20 protein-coding genes are annotated in these 19,025 nt (G+C 65.7%); 9 read left to right on the forward strand and 11 right to left on the reverse strand.

What is annotated here, in order from left to right; translation table 11 throughout:
• Positions 1–116: 116 nt before the first annotated feature.
• Entirely contained in the window at positions 117–845 is a 729-nt protein-coding gene (locus JW792_RS00680) for a hypothetical protein (protein WP_135994562.1), read from the reverse strand.
• Between the two features lie 75 nt (positions 846–920).
• On the opposite strand from JW792_RS00680, the gene JW792_RS00685 reads away from it, so the two are divergent.
• Genes JW792_RS00685 through JW792_RS17155 form a run of 3 tightly spaced genes read left to right on the forward strand, consistent with a single transcriptional unit; the run spans position 921 to position 4,184 of the window.
• Positions 921–2,168, forward strand: coding sequence for a CBASS cGAMP synthase (locus JW792_RS00685; RefSeq protein ID WP_135994561.1), 1,248 nt, complete (start codon positions 921–923; stop codon positions 2,166–2,168).
• Positions 2,165–3,784, forward strand: a complete 1,620-nt coding sequence (locus tag JW792_RS00690; protein WP_135994560.1) for a HesA/MoeB/ThiF family protein — start codon at positions 2,165–2,167, stop codon at positions 3,782–3,784. The genes JW792_RS00685 and JW792_RS00690 overlap by 4 nt, the downstream gene beginning before the upstream one ends.
• Positions 3,756–4,184 (forward strand): Mov34/MPN/PAD-1 family protein, encoded by a 429-nt coding sequence (locus JW792_RS17155; protein ID WP_135994559.1) that lies wholly within the window; start codon positions 3,756–3,758, stop codon positions 4,182–4,184. The genes JW792_RS00690 and JW792_RS17155 overlap by 29 nt, the downstream gene beginning before the upstream one ends.
• Before the next feature lie 15 nt (positions 4,185–4,199).
• Here the strand turns inward: JW792_RS17155 and uvrB are convergent, their stop codons facing one another.
• Positions 4,200–6,419 carry an excinuclease ABC subunit UvrB gene (gene uvrB / locus JW792_RS00700; protein WP_241095015.1) on the reverse strand — a complete coding sequence of 740 codons (2,220 nt, stop codon included), beginning with the start codon at positions 6,417–6,419 and terminating at the stop codon, positions 4,200–4,202.
• Positions 6,420–6,562: 143 nt separating this feature from the next.
• On the opposite strand from uvrB, the gene JW792_RS00705 reads away from it, so the two are divergent.
• Positions 6,563–7,093, forward strand: coding sequence for a response regulator (locus tag JW792_RS00705; RefSeq protein ID WP_135994558.1), 531 nt, complete (start codon positions 6,563–6,565; stop codon positions 7,091–7,093).
• Here the strand turns inward: JW792_RS00705 and JW792_RS00710 are convergent.
• From JW792_RS00710 to JW792_RS00720, 3 genes are all read right to left on the reverse strand, one after another.
• Positions 7,090–8,112 (reverse strand): threonine aldolase family protein, encoded by a 1,023-nt coding sequence (locus JW792_RS00710; RefSeq protein WP_135994557.1) that lies wholly within the window; start codon positions 8,110–8,112, stop codon positions 7,090–7,092. The genes JW792_RS00705 and JW792_RS00710 overlap by 4 nt on opposite strands.
• 60 nt (positions 8,113–8,172) lie before the next feature.
• The gene (locus JW792_RS00715; RefSeq protein WP_135994556.1) at positions 8,173–9,219 is read right to left on the reverse strand and encodes a hypothetical protein; all 1,047 of its coding nucleotides are present in this window, start codon (positions 9,217–9,219) and stop codon (positions 8,173–8,175) included.
• Positions 9,220–9,286: 67 nt separating this feature from the next.
• Entirely contained in the window at positions 9,287–9,448 is a 162-nt protein-coding gene (locus tag JW792_RS00720) for a hypothetical protein (protein ID WP_158291513.1), read from the reverse strand.
• Between the two features lie 259 nt (positions 9,449–9,707).
• Between JW792_RS00720 and JW792_RS00725 the strand changes: the two genes are divergently transcribed.
• Both JW792_RS00725 and JW792_RS00730 read left to right on the forward strand, forming a co-directional pair.
• Positions 9,708–10,916 carry a pyridoxal phosphate-dependent aminotransferase gene (locus tag JW792_RS00725; RefSeq protein ID WP_135994555.1) on the forward strand — a complete coding sequence of 403 codons (1,209 nt, stop codon included), beginning with the start codon at positions 9,708–9,710 and terminating at the stop codon, positions 10,914–10,916.
• Between the two features lie 155 nt (positions 10,917–11,071).
• On the forward strand, positions 11,072–11,539 hold the full coding sequence (locus tag JW792_RS00730; RefSeq protein ID WP_135994554.1) for a Dps family protein: 468 nt from the start codon (positions 11,072–11,074) through the stop codon (positions 11,537–11,539).
• Between the two features lie 348 nt (positions 11,540–11,887).
• Here JW792_RS00730 and JW792_RS00735 read toward each other — a convergent pair whose 3' ends face one another.
• Positions 11,888–12,238: a Kazal-type serine protease inhibitor family protein gene (locus JW792_RS00735; protein WP_135994553.1), complete on the reverse strand. Its 351-nt coding sequence runs from the start codon at positions 12,236–12,238 to the stop codon at positions 11,888–11,890.
• 81 nt (positions 12,239–12,319) lie between these two features.
• Between JW792_RS00735 and fmt the strand changes: the two genes are divergently transcribed.
• Both fmt and truA read left to right on the forward strand, forming a co-directional pair.
• Entirely contained in the window at positions 12,320–13,252 is a 933-nt protein-coding gene (gene fmt, locus JW792_RS00740; protein ID WP_135994552.1) for a methionyl-tRNA formyltransferase, read from the forward strand.
• Between the two features lie 4 nt (positions 13,253–13,256).
• Positions 13,257–14,003 (forward strand): tRNA pseudouridine(38-40) synthase TruA, encoded by a 747-nt coding sequence (gene truA / locus JW792_RS00745; RefSeq protein WP_135994551.1) that lies wholly within the window; start codon positions 13,257–13,259, stop codon positions 14,001–14,003.
• Here truA and JW792_RS00750 read toward each other — a convergent pair.
• Both JW792_RS00750 and dapE read right to left on the reverse strand, forming a co-directional pair.
• Complete coding sequence (locus JW792_RS00750; RefSeq protein WP_135994550.1) at positions 13,988–14,557, reverse strand: hypothetical protein; 570 nt, start codon at positions 14,555–14,557, stop codon at positions 13,988–13,990. The genes truA and JW792_RS00750 overlap by 16 nt on opposite strands.
• Positions 14,554–15,723, reverse strand: a complete 1,170-nt coding sequence (dapE, locus tag JW792_RS00755) for a succinyl-diaminopimelate desuccinylase (protein ID WP_135994549.1) — start codon at positions 15,721–15,723, stop codon at positions 14,554–14,556. The genes JW792_RS00750 and dapE overlap by 4 nt, the downstream gene beginning before the upstream one ends.
• 51 nt (positions 15,724–15,774) lie before the next feature.
• On the opposite strand from dapE, the gene JW792_RS00760 reads away from it, so the two are divergent.
• Entirely contained in the window at positions 15,775–16,503 is a 729-nt protein-coding gene (locus tag JW792_RS00760; RefSeq protein ID WP_135994548.1) for a CPBP family intramembrane glutamic endopeptidase, BDIM_20840 family, read from the forward strand.
• Here the strand turns inward: JW792_RS00760 and dapD are convergent.
• Genes dapD through JW792_RS00775 form a run of 3 tightly spaced genes read right to left on the reverse strand, consistent with a single transcriptional unit; the run spans position 16,500 to position 19,014 of the window.
• Positions 16,500–17,330, reverse strand: coding sequence for a 2,3,4,5-tetrahydropyridine-2,6-dicarboxylate N-succinyltransferase (gene dapD, locus JW792_RS00765; RefSeq protein ID WP_135994547.1), 831 nt, complete (start codon positions 17,328–17,330; stop codon positions 16,500–16,502). The two genes, JW792_RS00760 and dapD, sit on opposite strands and share 4 nt — an antisense overlap.
• Positions 17,327–18,025, reverse strand: coding sequence for a pyrimidine 5'-nucleotidase (locus JW792_RS00770; protein ID WP_135994546.1), 699 nt, complete (start codon positions 18,023–18,025; stop codon positions 17,327–17,329). Before JW792_RS00770 ends, dapD begins: the two co-directional genes overlap by 4 nt.
• On the reverse strand, positions 18,022–19,014 hold the full coding sequence (locus JW792_RS00775) for a DUF1036 domain-containing protein (protein WP_135994545.1): 993 nt from the start codon (positions 19,012–19,014) through the stop codon (positions 18,022–18,024). Before JW792_RS00775 ends, JW792_RS00770 begins: the two co-directional genes overlap by 4 nt.
• Positions 19,015–19,025 lie beyond the last annotated feature (11 nt).

Genomic DNA, 19,025 nt, shown 5'->3' on the forward strand with positions numbered 1-19,025 from the left:
CCCCGCGCAGGCGGGGAACCGGCTCATCCGTCCGGCAGACTGGCTGGCATGGCGGGCCGGACCGGTCGAGGAAGATGTGTGTCCCCACATATGCCCGTATTCCTAAAGGCCAATTATCATCCCGCTTCTTGCTTTCTGCGCATAGTAATTCTTCCGGCCGCGTTAAGGCCCTTCCGCCAGGATCGATTGTTCCAATAGACGCCCGATAATTCGTCTGCAGAGACGACATCCAGCATGGCAGCGCCAAGAAAGTTATCTTCATCAGTCGCTTCAACGCTCGCGTTGAATTGTCTGAAGCCCCAAAAGACACGAGCTGGGTAATCTGTGCACTTGCGGATGAGTTCGAACACCACGGTGCGCGATTGCCGCAACGGCGTCGTGTCATTTGGATGAAAGGTCGCCTCGGCTTTCTCCCAGCCGATCTTAATCGTTGCATCAAACTTCGTAAGAGCTGGTTCTGGAATCGTTTCAGGCGCGTTGACAGGGTCAAACGGTCCCGCGGCCATATCACTACTAGCCTTTAATAGGGCGCTGATCGTTGGCCAGTTTGACTCAACCTCGACGTCCCAGTGACCGTCCAAATCCTCGAAAACATGTGTCCGGAGGAAGCCACCGACCAACGGAAGCCGCCAGAGCCACTTTCGAACGGGTGGGAGGAAGGGCGTGATCAAAATTGCCCAAGCCAGTACCGCCAGCCAACGTGGGGCGAGATCGACGTCCGCTCCGATTTCGAGGCCGAATATTACCGCGATAGAGGCAGAAATCGCGTTAATAAACGCACTTAGCAGCAGCACCACGATCGCTGCGGCTGTAATCCAGAACCCTAGTCCAAGTACCCTAGCCATTTTTCGAAGGACACCCCTTGCGCCGGCGAACGCCGACCCCACAATATATTGGGGATCGGTGGTCGGAGAAATAGCATGACCAAGGCTAACGCGCACGGGCTATTCGTAGGCTTGAAAAGCGAGGACAGCTTCAAGCGCAAAATTCACATCGACAACGGAGACCGAGAAGACGCGCTCTTACGAGACGCGGATAAGCATATTCGGACGAAGCTGAGAGAGGCGTTTAGTCAAGTTGGCAAATTGCTGGAGTCCGACGAGGGACGTAGGCGGCGAGTAACTGGGCGAAGCAATGAGGCGATTTCAAAATCTGGTCAGGTCCGCGCCATCGATGTCCGGTTTCTCCGGCAAGGGTCGTTTGCGTACCAGACGCTAGTCCGCCCCGCACGGAACCCGCCGCAAGAAATCGATTTGGACGATGGGGTCTATGTGCCTGTGGAGTTTGTAAACGGGCAGCCGATCTTCCCGTCGGAGGCGCTTTTCTATGTCGTTGAGCAGGCGTTGCAGCCGCTATTACGTGAGCGCCCCAGTTGGAAGCTTATCCGTAAGAAGACCTGTATAAGGATCCAACTAGGGAACAATGGCGCGCATATCGATCTGCCTCTGTTCGCGGTCGAGAAATCCCAGTTCGAGCGCGTGGAGAAGAATTTTTCTGATGCATTCGGAGCAGAGGCGCGCAGCGCCAAGATTTTGAATGAAACGGGACTTCCAGAGCGCGACAAATATTATCGAGTGCCATCCGACGCGATTTTCCTTGCACATAGGACGGACGACTGGGTCCCATCGGACCCCAAGGCTTTTCAAGACTGGTTCGAGCTATGGGTGTCGGAATTGGGTCCGGTATGCCGGCGCGCATCGATGTACGTAAAGGCTTGGCGCGACCACCACTTCGAGAAAAGCGATCTAACGTCTCTGGCGATCACGGTGACCGTGGTGCGAGCTCTGAAAGAGCTCGATGGCAAACCCGCTGATGATCGGGATGATCAGATTTCGCTTATAATCTTCAGAAAGCTCCGGGAATATATTGCCGGTGATGGAATTTTCCATCCGATCACGGAATCCCGACTTGACGAGGAATGGACTGACGAGGGGCGTGCGACACTAATCCGCGCTATCGATGCGGCGATAAACGAGCTCGAAGCGGCGCTGCATCGCACCACGCACAAACAGTTGGTGGTAAACCATCTTCGGTCCGCCTTCGGGGTTCGGTTTCCCGACTGCCCGGATTCTGTGAAAGTCGATGGTGCTAGCCAAGTGGCCGTGTTGACAGAGGAAAAGGCGGCGCATGTGCCTCATCCGAGCATTATTTCCTCGACCTCAGGATGATCGGTTGGCCGGACTCAGCTACGTCGATTGCGGCGACCCTCAAGCAAAGGGGCTTCGCGAGATGCGAACATGCGAATAAATACCGCGGCCCAATCCAATGCGGCCATAAGCAAATCACTGTTACGCTTCATATCCCTGACGAAAGCTTTTTGAACAAGCCCGAGGTATATATCGATGACTTGGGACAATTGCCTGAAGGCGTAAAGCCTCACCTTGAAGGTCCGCATGGTGACCGAATTTGCTATGCTGCCCCAGGCACAATTAGGTTGGACCCCTATGATCAGGGCAGGTCAATTTTGGCTGTCTTGGAGATGGCTCAGAAAGCTCTCGAAGATTCTTTTGCGGAGCGCGCGTTACCTGCAATTGCAAATGAATATGCGGCCTACTGGAGAGGAGCGGCAATTCGGCTCCTTGATCCTGTTCCCAAAGGTGAAAGCAGCTGGCTTCGCGTGAAGGTCGACGGGCAGCCGTTCCTTGCAAGGAATACTGACCGTCGAGCCCGGGCCAAACCAGACGCGATCATTGCCTGCGTTGACAGTGCGCTGACGCCCACAAAGCACCAAACCGTCCCATCGAAGATCATGGAGCTTTCTGACTGGTGGGAGCGGAATGGCTTGAATCCCGTACTAAAATTTTCTTCGGTGAAGCAGCATCTTAAGGAAGGGCGTTTGGTTTTCGCCAAAGGAAAAAACGCTTGCCTTGGGGTGAGGCTTGAGACCAGTCCGCGACTTAAGGGAGAAAGACCCGGTTCACGGTTTACGAGAGCGATCTTGGAGCAAGTGACATTAGAGCATGTGATTGCCCACCCTTCGGATATTTCTTTTATTGCAAGACGTTGTATCGGTTCGGCTGATAGCGCGCGTTCGCCGTTGGCTGGAGTGAGTATCGGGCTAATCGGTTGTGGCACTATCGGTTCGCATCTCGCGTCGTTTCTGGTTCGGTCGGGTGCTGGATCAGATAAGGGAACGCTTCACTTAGTTGATCCCGAATTTGTCGCCCCCGGGAACCTCGGACGTCATACCGCCAACCTTGCAGATATTGGGCTGAACAAAGCGGCCGTCGTAGGAAGCCAAATCGAGAAATTTCACCCGCGTTTGAACTATGAGGTTCATGAACAAGGTGTGGAGCACATTTGGAATAAGTTGAGAGGTTGCAAAATTATAATAGATGCATCTGGAGTGGAGAACGTTTCAGAGTGGATTAATTGGAAGCATATTGCTGAGGGCCGAAAGAGAAATTTCATTTACAGCTGGATCGTTCAGGACGGCGCGGCAGTGCAGACCTTTGTCGCTCGGGCGGGCGGCGACTTTGCATGTTATAGGTGTTTGCGACCCGACCTAGCTAGTCCTTCGCGGGTCAGCCCGCTAAAGGACGTACATCGGACTACCAAGTTTGAGTATGGCACTTGCGGTGATGGGGCTTTTGTTCCCTTCTCAGTCGGGACTTCTGTTGTCGCCGCTTCCTTGACGCTGGAGGCAGTCACCGCAATCCTCAGTACCGCCACCAAGAAAAACCTGTGGACCCGTGTGACAGATTTCGAACTCGCAAAGGCTGGCTGCAATCAAGACCGACAGATTGGAAAAGCAGATGGCTGCCCTGCTTGTTCGAAGCGGTGACGTCTCCGCCTGTGTGGACGAAGCCGTAATCAATCAGATTAGAGCGCGTGTGACAGCTGAGAGTGGTCGTAAAGAGATTGGTGGCTTGCTGCTTGGCTACCGCGACTCAGTCTCAATCCGGGTTGTTAGATGCACCTTCCCTGGCCCGGGCGATAAATCTAGCAGGTCTCGGTTCGACAGGCGCTGCGCTAGTCATCAGTTGGCCGCTACACTCTGGTGGGCGCGGTGTCGTGGTCGAGGGGACTGGGTAGGTGAATGGCATTCGCATCCAGAACACCATCCAACCCCGTCAAGTATCGACCGAAAATCATGGCGTAGACAGGTCGAACACACACGCTCGCCTTTGGTGTTCGTAATATTCGGACTCTCAGGAACATTTGCCGAAATTTTGCTCCCATAATGACAGTCGCCCCCCTCACTCCCCCAACCGCTTAATCTCATCCCGCAACCTGGCCGCCTCCTCGAACTCCAGGTTCGCCGCGGCCTCCCGCATGCGCTTCTCCAGATCGGCAATCGCCGCCTTGATATTGCTCGGCTCGAAGGCGGCGCGCTCTTCTTCCAGGCCGCGCTTGCGTTCCGCCGCCCGGCGCCCGCGGCCCTTGGCCGTCTTCTCCATCACGCCTTCGAGCACGTCGCTGATGCCGCGCACGATCGTCGTCGGGGTGATGCCGTGTTCGGCGTTGTGGGCGAGCTGTTTCTCGCGCCGGCGCTCGGTCTCCTTCATCGCGCGCTCCATCGAGCCGGTGATGCGGTCGGCATAGAGGATGACGCGGCTCTCCGCGTTCCTCGCCGCGCGCCCGATGGTCTGGATGAGGCTGGTCTCGCTTCGCAGGAAGCCTTCCTTGTCGGCGTCGAGGATGCCGACGAGGCCGCATTCGGGGATGTCGAGGCCTTCCCTCAGGAGGTTGATGCCGACGAGGACGTCGTACACGCCGAGCCTGAGGTCGCGGATCAGCTCGATGCGTTCGACCGTGTCGACGTCGGAATGCATGTAGCGGACCTTCAGGCCCTGCTCGTGCATGTATTCGGTGAGGTCCTCGGCCATGCGCTTGGTCAGCGTGGTGATGAGGGTGCGAAGGCCCTTTTCGGCCGTTTTGCGGGCTTCCTCGATGATGTCGTCGACCTGGCTGTGCCCCTCCGCCTGGACGGGGCGCACTTCCACCGGGGGATCGACGAGGCCGGTCGGGCGGATGACCTGTTCGGTGAAGACGCCCCCGGTGCGTTCCAGCTCCCATTTGCCGGGCGTGGCCGAGACGTGGATGGTCTGCGGGCGCATGGCCTCCCACTCCTCGAACTTCAGGGGGCGGTTGTCCATGCAGGAGGGCAGGCGGAAGCCGTGCTCGGCGAGCGTGCGCTTGCGGTTGAAGTCGCCGCGGAACATGGCGCCGAGCTGCGGGATGGTGACGTGGCTCTCGTCGACGAAGACGAGCGCGTTGTCGGGCAGGTATTCGAACATGGTGGGCGGCGGCTCGCCGGGCTTGCGCCCCGTCAGGTAGCGCGAATAGTTCTCGATGCCGTTGCACGAGCCGGTGGCCTCGAGCATTTCCAGGTCGAACTCGGTGCGCTGCTGCAGGCGCTGGGCCTCCAGGAGCTTGCCGTTGGCCTCCATCCAGGCGAGGCGCTCGGCGAGCTCGGCCTTGATCGCCTTGATCGCCGTGTTCAGGGTCGGGCGCGGGGTGACGTAGTGGGAGTTGGCGTAGACGCGCACGGCGTCGAGCTTGCCCGTCGGCTTGCCGGTGAGCACCTCGAACTCGGTGATCTCCTCGATCTCGTCGCCGAAGAAGGAGATGCGCCAGGCATAGTCGTCATAGTGGGCCGGGAAGATCTCCAGCGTGTCGCCGCGCACGCGGAACGTGCCGCGCGTGAAGGCGGCGTCGTTGCGGGTGTATTGCAGGGCGACGAGCTTCTTCATCACGTCGCGCGGGTCCTCGGCCTGGCCGACCTTCAGGTCGAACACCATGGCGGTGTAGGTCTCCACCGAGCCGATGCCGTAGATGCAGCTGACGCTGGCCACGATGATCACGTCGTCGCGCTCCAGGATCGCGCGCGTGGCGGCGTGGCGCATCCGGTCGATCGCCTCGTTGATGGAGGATTCCTTCTCGATATAGGTGTCGGTCCGGGGCACGTAGGCCTCCGGCTGGTAGTAGTCGTAGTAGGAGACGAAATACTCCACCGCATTGTGGGGAAAAAAGCTCTTGAATTCGCCGTAGAGCTGGGCGGCGAGCGTCTTGTTCGGCGCGAGGATGAGGGCGGGGCGCTGCGTCTTTTCAATGACTTGCGCCATGGTGAACGTCTTGCCCGAGCCGGTGACCCCGAGGAGAACCTGGTCCTTTTCCTGCTGTGCGATCCCCTCGACCAGCTCGGCGATCGCCTCGGGCTGGTCTCCCGTCGGGGAGTACTCGCTGACCAGCTCGAACTTCCGGCCGCCCTCGGACTTCTCCGGCCGGTCGGGCCGGTGCGGCGTCCAGTTCGCGGGCAGGGTCAGGGGGTCGGAAATCCCCCGCAGCGCCTCGGTCGCGCCCGCATCCAGGATGAAATCGGCCTGGCCCATGTCCGCCACCCCGCCGAGGCCCTCGGCTTCGGTCTCGGGCGTCGCGGGGACGAGCGCGGAATCGTCGGTCTTCAGCTTTGCCATGCGCGTCAATATGCGCTGCCGGGGCGCAGATTTCGAGGCCACCGCCGCAGCGCCTCAAGGAAGCCTTAACGCTGACGGGGCAAGTTCGGCGGGCAGGCAATCCGCCTTCCTCCGATCCGGGCTATACTGGCGCAGCTGAAGCGATGTCCAACGCGAGTTTCGAACGCATCCGCATCCTCATCCTGGAGGACAATGCGCACATGTCGACGATTCTGCGGAAGATCCTGCAGGGCTTCGGCGTGCGACAGGTGGTCGAGGCGAGGGATGCGGCCGATGCCTTCGAGGCGATGCGCAATTCCAACCCCGACCTCGCCCTCGTCGACTACATGCTCGGCGACGTGGACGGGCTGGAATTCACGCGGCTCGTGCGCACCGCTTCGGACAGCCCGAACAAGTACCTGCCGATCATCATGGTGTCCGGCCACACCGACCGCTCGAAGATCATGGAAGCGATCAATGCCGGCGTGAACGAGTATCTCGCCAAGCCGGTCCGTCCCGTGGACGTCTATAACCGCCTGGTCAGCCTGATCGAGCGCCCGCGCCGCTTCGTGAAGGCGCCGGGCTATTTCGGCCCCGACCGCCGCCGGCGCCAGGACCCGCGCTATGACGGCCCCTGGCGGCGCGCCACCGACGAGCAGAACATGAACCCGGCCGACGAGGTGGAGTTCGGCTAGGAACGGGCCGCCTTCAAGAGCGCCTCGACCTCTTCGCCCTGCGTGCACCAGCTCGCCACGAAGCGGGCCGAGCCGTCCGGCCAGCCGTAGAAGCCCGCCCCCGCCTCCCGCAGCCTGTCCGCCAGCGCCGGCTCCAGCCGCGCGAAGACCTCGTTGCCCTGCGTCGGGTGCACGATCTCGGCGCCCTCGATCCCGGCAAGGCCTTCGGAGATCCGCTTGCCCATCGCATTGGCCTTGCGGGCGAGCTCCAGCCAGAGATCGTCTTGCAGCCAGCCCTCGAACTGGGCCGCGACGAAGCGCATCTTGGGCAGCATGTGGCCGGCCCGTTTCTGGCGCGCCTGCAGGCGCGCGAAGCGGTCCTTCACGGATGGGAACAGGATCACCGCCTCGGCCATCATCGCGCCGTTCTTCGTCGCGCCGAGGCACAGCGCGTCCACGCCGGCCTTCCAGGTCATCTCGGCCGGTGTGCACCCCAGGCTCACCAGCGCATTGGCGAAGCGCGCCCCGTCCATGTGCACCGTCATGTCGCGGCCGTGCGCGGCCCGGGCCAGCGCCGCGATCTCGTCCACCGGATAGGTGCAGCCCGATTCGTTGAGCTGGGACAGGCTCAGCACCGCGGGCGGCGTGGTGTGCACGAAGCCGGACGGCCATTCGGCGAGCGTCGTCTGCAGCGTCTCGATGCCGATCTTCGCGTGCTGGCCCTTCAGCGGCAGCAGCTTGCCTCCGCCGGTGAAGAATTCCGGCGCCCCGCGCTCGTCGCGATGGATGTGCGCCTCGTCATGACAGAGGACCATCGCGTCGGGCGGGCATAGCACGGACAGGGCGAGCGCGTTCGAGGCCGTGCCGGAGGTGGTGAACAGCACCTCCAGATCGGTCTCGAAGATTTCGCAAAGGCGTGCCTTCACCCGCGCGCACACCGCGTCGGCTCCGTAGCTCGGCGCGAAGCCGGAATTCGCCGCGGCGACGGCGTCCAGGACGGCGGGATGGGCGGGGGCGGTGGTGTCGGACAGGAAATTCATGGAGATGGAAGGGAGCTTATGGCGCACGCGGCGTCAAGCGGGACAGGCGGCCGTGCCGCCTCACCCTTCCTCGTCGAACGGGTTGCTGACGCCGAGATGGTCGGTCAGGTTTTCCCGGTCGCGATCCATCTGGCGGGTGAGGGCCGGGGAGCGGATCGCCTCGCGCCGGGCCTCGGACAGGCCGAGCATGAGCCGCTCGATGGCGCCCGCGTCCGCGCCCATCTGGGCGAGTTGGAAGGCGAGGCGGTCCATGTCGATCATGAATTGCGGCGGGACTTCGCCGGGCTCGGTGAGGCCGTAGGCGGCCAGCGCCGCCTGGTTCGGGTTGGGGCCCTCAGGGCAGCGCCCGGCTTCGAGCGTCGCCTGCGAGGAGGACAGGCACAGGCTCTCGCGCACCGCCGCGTCGAGATCGCCGGCGAGCGCCTCGACCCGGAAATCGGCCGGATCGAGCCCGGGCGCGGCGCGCGCCAGGATGTCGGCAAAGCGCGGGACGTCGGACACCGCGCTCCGGCTGCCGCCGGGCAGCTGCGTCGTGGCGATCGGGGCGTCCGGATCGGCCGGGACGGCGGTCGGCGCCGGTGCGCCCCGCGCCGGCCGGGCGGCCCGCTCTGATGGATCGAGGGCGCGGTTGCCGCTGCCCGGCGCGGCGAGCAAGGGGGTCCGGGTATCGGCTTGCGGCAGCGGTTCGGCAGCCTCGGGCGTTTGCGCCGTCTCGACCGGCTCGACCTGCGCTTCGGGTGCGGGCGGGATCTCGGGCTCGGCCTCGATCTGGGGCTGCTCGACTCCGGCCGGGCCGTCACCCGTCCCGGGGCCTGCGCCCTCTCCTTCGCCGTCGCCGTCCGCGGTCCGGTCGGCCAGGGAGGGCTCGTTCAGCGGGGCGTCGCTCTCGGCGCCGGCTTCGCCGGCCGAGACCGTGTAGACCCCGATCGTGCGCCCGCCACCGCCGGCCTCGCCCGTGCCGCGCTCGGGCAGCTGGTAGAGCGGCACCGTCAGGATGATCGACAGGAAAACGAGATGGACGAGCCCGGTCAGCCCGGCGGCGAGGGCGCGGCGGCTGAGCACGGGATCGTCGATTGCGTGGCGCGGGAAGAGGGCGGCGGCGGTCACGGGGCCGAGAATGGGCCGGCCCGTGCCCCGGCTTCAAATGAAATTCGCGTCAGGGGGCCGCTTCGTGTCAGCCGTGGAACAGGTTCGAGCCCGAGGCGGAAGCCATCTGGGCGAACAGGGCAAGACACACCGCGAACGCCATCGCGGCGAGCGCGAGGGCGAGCAGGTTGCTGCCGCCGGCCGGGGAGCGCGATGCGGCGCGGCGCTGGGCTGTATCGAAGTCCGCCATCTCTGCCTCCTGTCCCTGAATGCTTGCAAGAGCGGTGCCGGTGAACCGGCGATGAATTCATCCTCCGTCCGCTGCAAGGCAGGAACGGGCCGGGAATGGGGCGAGAGGAAGAAGAATTGGGGCCATTTGCAGGCAGCGGGCGCGCATCAGCCCGCTTGTGGAGCGGGCATGGCTGGCGCTAGGGTCGCGCGGATTTCCTCACAGGCCGCGCGGAGCCCTCCGCACCCCGCCCCAGCCATTTTCCAGCGAGTGTGCACTGATGACGACGATCGCCTTCTCCGATGCCCTTGCGCGCGTGAAGCCCTCGGCCACCATGGCGGTGACGCAGAAGGCCCGCGAGATGAAGGCGCAGGGCATAGACGTGATCGGCTTGGGGGCGGGCGAGCCCGATTTCGACACGCCCGACCACATCAAGCAGGCCGCGATCGAGGCGATCCGCGCGGGCAAGACAAAATACACCAATGTCGACGGCATCCCGGAGCTCAAGGAGGCGTGTGCGGCCAAGTTCCGGCGCGACAACAACCTCACCTACCGGCCCGAGCAGATCAACGTCTCCCCGGGCGGCAAGCCGGTGATCTACAACGCGTTCGCCGCGACGCTGAATCCCGGCGACGAGGTCGTGATCCCCACGCCGTACTGGGTGAGCTATCCGGAGATGGCCGCGCTGTGCGGGGCCGAGCCGGTGTTCGCCGAGGCCACGGTGGAGGACGGCTTCAAGCTGCGCCCGGAGACGCTCGACGCCGCGATCACGCAGAAGACGCGCTGGGTCATCCTCAATTCGCCCTCGAACCCCACCGGAGCGGCCTATACTGGCAGCGACCTGGAAGGTCTCGCCGAGGTGCTGCGCCGGCATCCGCACGTGCTCATCCTGACCGACGACATGTACGAGCACCTCGTCTACGACGATTTCCGCTTCGCCACGATCGCCGAGGTCGCGCCCGATCTCTACGACCGCACCCTGACCATGAACGGGGTGTCGAAGGCCTATTCCATGACCGGCTGGCGCATCGGCTATGCCGGCGGACCGGCCCCGCTGATCAAGGCGATGGCCAAGGTGATGAGCCAGACCACGTCCAATCCCTGCTCGGTCAGCCAGTGGGCCTCGGTCGCCGCGCTCAATGGCGATCATTCCTTCCTGGAGGAACGCAATGCGGCCTTCCGGCGCCGGCGCGATCTCGTCATGGAGGCGGTCACCGCCGCGCAGGGGCTCACCGCGCCGCTGCCGGAGGGCGCCTTCTACGTGTTCGCCGACTGCGCCGGGCTGATCGGCAGGACGAGCAAGGCCGGCAAGCGCCTGGATAGCGATATCGACGTGTGCGACGCCCTCATCGAGGAGGCCCGCGTCGCGGTCGTGCCGGGCACCGCCTTCGGTGCTGCGCCGGGCTTCCGGATTTCCTACGCCACGTCGGACGAGGCGCTGAAGACGGCGGGCGAGCGGATCGTGGAGTTCTGCGGGAGCTGCCGCTGAGGCTATCGAGTGCCTCTATGGCTGCCAGGGCCATTATCACTTTGAACCGCAGGGCCGCCTGCGGCATTTTGCGCGTGTTCGTTTGTCCGCGCGTGATGGAATTCGCGCGCCGCGAGGCCTAGCCTCGCGCTTGGCGTAAAGAGAAGGAGGATTTCATGGACATCAATATGGGTCTCGACGAAGGCCAGCGCGAAACCATGGCGAAGGCCGTCACCAAGCTGCTGGCCGACACCTACGCGCTGTATTTCAAGACGCACGCCTATCACTGGAACGTGACGGGCCCGCGTTTCCACGACCTGCACGCCATGTTCATGGAACAGTACACCGAGATGTGGCAGGCGGTGGACGATATCGCCGAGCGCGTGCGCGCGCTGGGCTTCATGGCGCCGATCTCCTACGAGGAGATGGCCAAGTCCTCCTCCATTGCCTTCGACAAGAAGACGCCGGATGCGACCACCATGGTGAAGAATCTCGTCGCCGGTCACGAGCAGGTCGTGCGAACCGCGCGCAAGGTGCTCGAACTCGCGAGCGAGCACGGCGACGAGGCGACCGCCGATCTCGTCGCGCCGCGCGTCAGCGCGCACGAGAAGACCGCCTGGATGCTGCGCGCCACGGCGGGCTGAGCCCCGGCTTGGCCACGAGCGAACCGCGCCCCGCCGGCCCGGCGGGGCGTTTTCGTTCGCACGTGCAGCAGAAAAGAAAAGAGCCGGCCCCGCGGTAGCGCGGTGGCCGGCTCAGTTTGGCATACCCTATCGGGGAGGAGACGGTATGCTTCAACACGGGCGCGGCTAAAGGGGAGGAGGGGCCGCCGCCGGTGTTGACGCGTATATGCCGCCGGCCCCGCGCGATTACAACACACGTTCAGGAAAGCCAGTTATGCATTTTTGCCGCACTGCAACAATGTAGCCGGAGCTTGGACGCAAAGCGGTCACAATCGCGACGTTCGCGGGCGATACGCGGCGCCGGCCCCACTACGGTTTCCGGCAGGTCCCTTCGTAGGCCACGCTCGTGCCGGCCGAGGCCGCCTCGCAGGCATTGGGATAGGTCTCCCCGTCGCAGCCGCAGACCGGGCGGTACTCGCGCGTGCAGACCTGAGGCCGCTCGCGGCAGATGCCGGTCTGGTCGGCCGCGCCGCACATGGCATCCCTGGGATAGGCGCAATAGGCGTTCTCGCCCGCGCAATAGAGACCCATCAGGCCGCCGCACGCCTCCCCGATCGCGCTCGCGCGGTCGGGCGGGAAGCCGGGAGCCTCGCCGGGCGGCGGGTTCTGGGGGGCACAGGCCGCGATCAGGAGGGCGAAAAGCAGGGCGAAAAGGCGCATGTCAGGTCTCCGGCTGGATTGCCTTTGCGTGGGACTGTATCAGAACCGCTGGCACAACGCCTCCGCAGAAAAGAGCGATCCATGCCGCTTCGCCTCGCCTTCATGGGCACGCCCGAGTTCGCCGCCGCCTCGCTCGCCGAGATCGTCGGGGCCGGCCACGAGGTCGTGCGCGTCTACACCCAGCCCGAGCGCCCTCGCGGGCGCGGCCAGGCGGCGCGCAAGACTCCGGTCCACCAGCTTGCCGAGCAGTTCGGCCTCGAGGTGGAGACCCCGGAGAGCTTCCGCGACCCGGCGGTCATCGAGGGCTTCAGGGCGCTCGATCTCGACGCGGCCTGCGTCGTGGCCTACGGCCAGATACTGCCGCAGGAGGCGCTCGACGCGCCGCGGCTCGGCTGTCTCAACCTGCACGCCTCGCTCCTGCCGCGCTGGCGCGGGGCGGCGCCGATCCAGCGCGCGATCCAGGCCGGCGACGAGATGACCGGGGTGCAGATCATGCAGATGGAGGCCGGGCTCGATACCGGCCCGGTGCTGATGAGCGAGGTCGTGCCGATCGATCCGTCCGACACGGCGGGCAGCCTGCACGACAAGCTGATGACGACCGGCGCCCTGCTGTGGCCGCGCACCCTCGCCGCACTGGAACGCGGCTCCCTGGTGCCCCAGCGCCAGGCAGAGGAGGGCGTCACCTACGCGAAGAAGATCACCCGCGAGGAGGCGCGCATCGACTGGACGAAGCCCGCCGGCGCGGTCGCCGATCATATCCGCGCCCTCTCGCCCGTCCCCGGCGCCTGGTTCGAGCTTGCCACCGGCAAGGGCAAGGTGCGCGTGAAGGTCCATTATGCCGAACCGGAAAAGGGCGAGGGTGAGCCCGGCGAGGTCATCGACGACCACCTCCTGGTCGCCACCGGCCGCGGCGCGGTCCGCCTGAAACGCCTGCAGCGCGAGGGCCGCGCCGTGATGGAGGCGCAGGAGTTCCTGCGGGGCACGCAGGTGGAAAAAGGGACGATGCTGGACTGACGCCATGCCCCGCTACAAGCTGACAATCGAATATGACGGCGGCCCCTATGTGGGCTGGCAGCGTCAGGAGAACGGGCCCTCGGTGCAGGCGGCGCTGGAGGCGGCTGCGCAGGCGCTCGACGGCGGGCCCCGCGAGGTCTATGGCGCGGGGCGGACCGACAGCGGGGTGCACGCGCTGGCCATGGTCGCCCATGTCGATCTCGCAAAAGGCCTGCGCGGGGACACGGTGCGCGATGCGCTGAACCACCACCTCGGCGATGCGCCGATCGCCGTGCTCGGCGCGGAACGGGTGGCGGACGATTTCCACGCGCGCTTCTCCGCGGTGAAACGCGGCTATATCTACCGGATCGTCGACCGGCGCGCGAAACTCGCGCTCGAGCGGGGAAGGGTCTGGCGCGTGCCGCGCCGGCTCGACGCAGCGGCGATGCACGAGGCCGCGCAGGCCCTCGTGGGCACGCACGACTTCACCACCTTCCGCGACGCGCAGTGCCAGGCCGAAAGTCCGGTCAAATCGCTCGACGCGATCTCGGTTGTCCGGACAGGCGAGGAGATTCGCATCGCGGTGGAGGCGATCAGCTTCCTGCACCGCCAGATCCGCTCCATCGCCGGCTCGCTGGTCGAGGTCGGGACCGGCAAGTGGAGCCCGGCGGACTTCAGGGCCGCGCTCGAGGCCGCCAACCGCACGCGCTGCGGGCCCGTCGCCCCGCCCGACGGGCTGTATCTCGCGTTCGTGAGCTACGACAGCGCGTAGATCAGCACCATGTCGGCAAGGACCGGGATGCCGGCTGCCGCCGCGCCGGTGACCGGTCCGACCTGCAGCGCGGCGCATGCGATGCGCCAGTGCACGAACAGCCGGGCGAGTCGGTAGAACTGCAAAAGCACCGCCAGCGCGGCGGCATCGGCGATTCCGGCCGCGTAGAGCAGGAAGAACAGAGCGGTGACGTGCAGGAGGGCGAAGACCGCCCAGTTGTGGATCACGAGCCAGGCCGCATAGCGTCCGGTCAGGCCGAGCGCGATCGCCACCCCGGCCGCCACCACGGGGAAGACCGCCCAGATCCTCAGATAGGATATCCCCGCCTCGAACGGGGAATAACCGGCCTCCGACCCGGGCGCGTTCGCGGCGATGAAATAGTTCGCCGCGAGGACGAACAGGACGAAGGCGGGAAGGGCGAGCGCGACCGCGCCGAAGGAGCGCCACACCCCTTCCGGGCTGATGTCGAAATGGCTGCGCCAGCCCTCCTGGAAGGCGAGCAGCCTGGCAAGCCCGATCAGTGCCGAACGCGCGTCCGCGAGCAGCGCGATCATGGGGCGAAGACCTCGAAATAGCGTTCGATGATGCGCTGATAGACGCGCGTGAGCAGCTCCACATCGCCGACCCGCACGCGCTCGTCGACCTGGTGCATCGTCGCCCCGACGAGGCCGAATTCGGCGACCGGGGCGTAGTCCTTGATGAAGCGCGCGTCGGAGGTTCCGCCCCCCGTCGTCATCGCCGGCTCGCGCCCCGTCACCTCGCCGACCGCCTGTTTCAGAAGCTCGGTGAAGGGGCTGGTCCGGGTCAGGAAGGCCTCCCCGGTGACCTTCAGGTCGAGATCGATCCGCCCCTCGAAGCCGAGCCCGGCCGCGGCGGCCTCGCGCTCGATCCAGGCTTTGAGGTCGTCGCCGGTGTGGGCGATGTTGAATCGTATGTTGAATTTCGCCCGGGCCCTGGCCGGGATCACGTTGTGCGGCTCGTTGCCGACATCGATCGAGGTGATTTCCAGGTTCGACGGCTGGAAGTGCGGCGCCCCGGTGTCGAGCGTCCTCGCCTTCAACCGCGAGAGCAGGTCGAGCAGGGGCGGGATCGGGTTGTCGGCCTTTTCCGGATAGGCGACGTGGCCCTGCCGTCCGGTCACGGTGATGACGCCATTGAGCGAGCCGCGCCGGCCGATCTTGATCGTCTCGCCGAGCACGGAGGGATTGGTCGGCTCGCCCACCAGGCAATGGTCGAAGCGCTCCCCGTCCGCCGTGACGGCTTCGAGCAGCTTCTTCGTGCCGTTCACCGCCGGGCCTTCCTCGTCGCCGGTGATCAGGAAGGCGATCGAGCCCCGCGGCGTGCCGGCGTCCTCGAGATGGCGCGCCGTCGCCGCGACGAAGGCCGCGATCGCGCCCTTCATGTCGGCCGCACCGCGCCCCCACAGCATGTCGCCGTCGATCTCCGCCGCGAAGGGGCGCTTCCTCCAGGCCGCATCGTCGCCGGCCGGGACCACGTCGGTATGGCCGGCAAAGCAGAAGGCGGGCGCCCCGCTGCCCAGGCGCGCATAGAGATTGTCCACCTCCTCGAAGCGATAGCGCCGGCAGGTGAAGCCGAGCGCCTCAAGCGCGCGCTGCAGCGTATCGAGCGCACCGGCGTCGTGCGGCGTCACCGACTGGGCGCGGATGAGCTCGCGGGCGAGCGGGATCGGGTCGGTGAAGTCGGCGATATTTGTCAGCATGCGTATGAGATAGGATAGTTCGGGCGCGCCAGCCATGGCGAAGGGGGGCGAATGAGCGAGGCCTTATCACAATTGCTGGCCGATTGCGGCCTGTTCGTGCTGTTGGCTCTCGCCGGCATCGTGCTGGCGAAGGGCCGCGTGAGGTTTGCCTGGCTGGCCATCGCCTTCGGCCTGTTCATCCTGCAGGACTTCGCGCTGACCAGGGGGTGGGGCGCCTTCGCGTTCGATCTCGTGGACAGCCGCTGGAACTGGGAGGGCAAGATCGTGTCCACCCTGGTCCTGCTTGCGCTCGCCCTCGTCCTGTTCGCCGGCCGCTGGGAGGCGACGGGCATCCGGCTGAGGCAGGACGGTCCGGCCCCGCTCGCCGCGCTCGGCGTGACGCTCGCGCTCTGCGCCGTGTTCGCCGCCGCCGCCTACTGGCTGGTGCCGGGTTCGGGGGGACGCCTTGAGGACATCGCCTTCCAGGCGACCATGCCGGGGATCGAGGAAGAGATCTTCTATCGCGGCCTGTTGCTCGGTGCGCTCGACAAGGCGTTCGGCACGCCGCTGACGGTGCTGCGCGCGCCGGTCGGCTGGGGCGCGGTGGCGAGCGCGATGCTGTTCGCGGCGGCCCACGCGCTCTCGCTCAGCCCGGAGATGGCGCTCGCCCTGGACCTGAACCAGGCCGCCTATCTCTTCCCGGCGGGTCTCGTGTTCGCCTGGCTGAGGAGCGCCACCGGCTCGATCCTCATGCCCCTCGTTCTGCACAGCTGGGCCAATGTGAGCGTCTATCTGCTCTAGGCCCGCAGCAGCTCGTTCACGCTGGTCTTGGCGCGGGTCCGGGCGTCGACCTTCTTCACGATGACGGCGCAGTAGAGCCCGGGGCCGCCGTCCTTGCCGGGAAGGGTGCCCGGCACCACGACGGAGAAGGCCGGCACCTCGCCGCGGATGATCTCGCCGGTCTCGCGGTCGACGATCTTGGTCGAGGCGCCGAGATAGACGCCCATGGACAGCACCGCGCCCTCGCGCACGATGACGCCCTCGGCGACTTCGCTGCGCGCGCCGATGAAGACTCCGTCCTCGACGATCACCGGATTGGCCTGCACCGGCTCGAGCACGCCGCCGATGCCGACCCCGCCGGATATGTGCACGTTCCGGCCGATCTGCGCGCAGGAGCCGACCGTCGCCCAGGTGTCCACCATCGTGCCTTCGTCGACATAGGCGCCGATATTGACGTAGGACGGCATCAGCACGGCATTCTTGGCGATGAAGGCGCCGCGGCGCACGGTCGCGGGCGGCACGGCGCGGAAGCCGGCCGCCTTGAACTCGGCCTCGCCCCAGCCCGCGAACTTGGTCTCCACCTTGTCGAACCACGGGCCGGGCTGGCTTTCATCGCCCATCACCCGATTCGCGTTGAGGCGGAAGGACAGCAGCACCGCCTTCTTCAGCCATTGATGGACGATCCAGTCGCCATTGCCCTGCCGGCTGGCGATGCGCGCCGCGCCGGTGTCGAGCCGCTCCAGCGCGTGGTCGACGGCGTCGCGGATCTCGCCCCGGGTCTCGGGTCCGAGTTCGCCACGCGTCTCCCAGGCGGCTTCGATCGTGTCGATCAGGCTCTGGTCGGTCATTCTGCGGCGTGCCTCCGGCTTCTGCGCGACGTGTGGACCTCGCCCAGGAAGGTGCGCAGGCACTCCACGGCGAAATGGATGTCGGGGTGACCGGCACGGGGGTGGGCCGCGCCGTCCCCGGCCGCGGGATGGACGAGCACGGTGGTGAAGCCCATCCCGGCTGCGGTCTCCAGATTCTTCACCGAGTCCTCGAACATCACCGAGGATCCCGGTGCGAGCCCGAACCGTCCGGTGAACAGCTCGAAGCCCTCGCGGTGCGGCTTCGGGGTGAAGCGCGAGGCCTCGATGTCGAACAGGTCCTCGAACAGGCCGTTCAGGCCCAGCTGGTCGATCACCTTCTCGGCATGCTTGCGCGAGCCGTTGGTGTAGACCAGCCGGCGCCCTTCCAGTGCTGCGATATGGCGCGCCAGCTCGGGATCGGGCGTGATCACGGAGTGATCGACATCGTGCACGAAATCGAGGAAGTCGCCCATGTCGACGCGGTGATTCTTCATCAGCCCGTTCAGGGTCGTGCCGTAATCGGCGTAATAGGACTTCTGGGTCTTCTTCGCCGTCTCGTAGTCGAGATCGAGCAGCTTCATGACGTATTCCGTCATCTTCCGCTCGACCTGGCTCATCACCGCGGTGTCGGCGGGATAGAGCGTGTTGTCGAGGTCGAACACCCAGGTGTCGATCCGGTCCAGGCGTTCGCTCACTCCAGCGCCTCCTCGAAATCGAGATCGCTCAGTTCGACCCGCGCCGTCCCGTCCTGCGGGCCGGGGGCGGGCCTGAACAGGCTCTGTGCGTAGCTGCGCGCGGCGCAGTCGCCGCGGCCCTCGACGAGGAAGCGCGCCGGAGCGGTGCAGAACGCCTCGACGCCGCCGGCCAGCGGCTGGGCGAAGAGGCCGTCGGGCCCGGTGTCGAGGCGCTCGGCATAATAGTAGACCTGGCCCTGCGCGAAGCGGTCGGCGATCGGACGCGCGCAGGCCCCCGGCGCGACATGCCACCAGCCGCGGCTCTCCCAGCGCTCGCCGCTCGCGCGGGCGATGGCAGCCGCGATCGGGCGATTGCCCTGATTGCAGATGTGCAGGCCGGCCTCGCCATTGCGGGCGAGTGCGGCGGCGTGCAGCGCGTCGAGCAAGGCGGCCCGGTCATTGGCGAAACTGCGCCCCGCATCGCTCTCGAAGGCATCGATCTCGCGCCGCGTGCGCCGGCCCTCATAGCCGTCGATCAGCCGGATGTCGTACCCGGCGGCCTGCAGCAGGCGCTGGATGCCGGCCTCCTCGGCGCGGCTGCCGAAATCGGCGGGCTCGACCAGGACGGTGCGTTCGCGCTCGGTTTCGTCGAGGCGCCGGAAGCCGCGGCTCTCGAGCCCGAGCGCCGCGCAGTCCGCGACGCCCTCGAAACTGAATGCGCCGTCCTCGACGCACAGGGTCTGTCCGCCGCGCCATTCGCGCACGCCGCCGGTATAGGCGAGCGTGGAGCGGGCGTAGATATACTGCTCGTTCACCGCGCTGCCCGGCGGCGTCGCGGCGCACGCCCCCGGCCGGATGCGGGTCCATCCTTCCACCGCCAGGCCCGCCTCGGTGCGCCAGGCCTTGGCGACCTCGACCATGAAGCTGGTCTCGTTGCACACCTCGCCGGCCCGCGCCGCGCCGGAAAGCGCGAGGGAGGAGAAAGCGGCGGGAAGGAGCAGTCGCAGCATCACGAAGGCAC

The sequence above is a fragment of the Marinicauda algicola genome (genome assembly GCF_017161425.1).
GTDB lineage: Bacteria > Pseudomonadota > Alphaproteobacteria > Caulobacterales > Maricaulaceae > Marinicauda > Marinicauda algicola.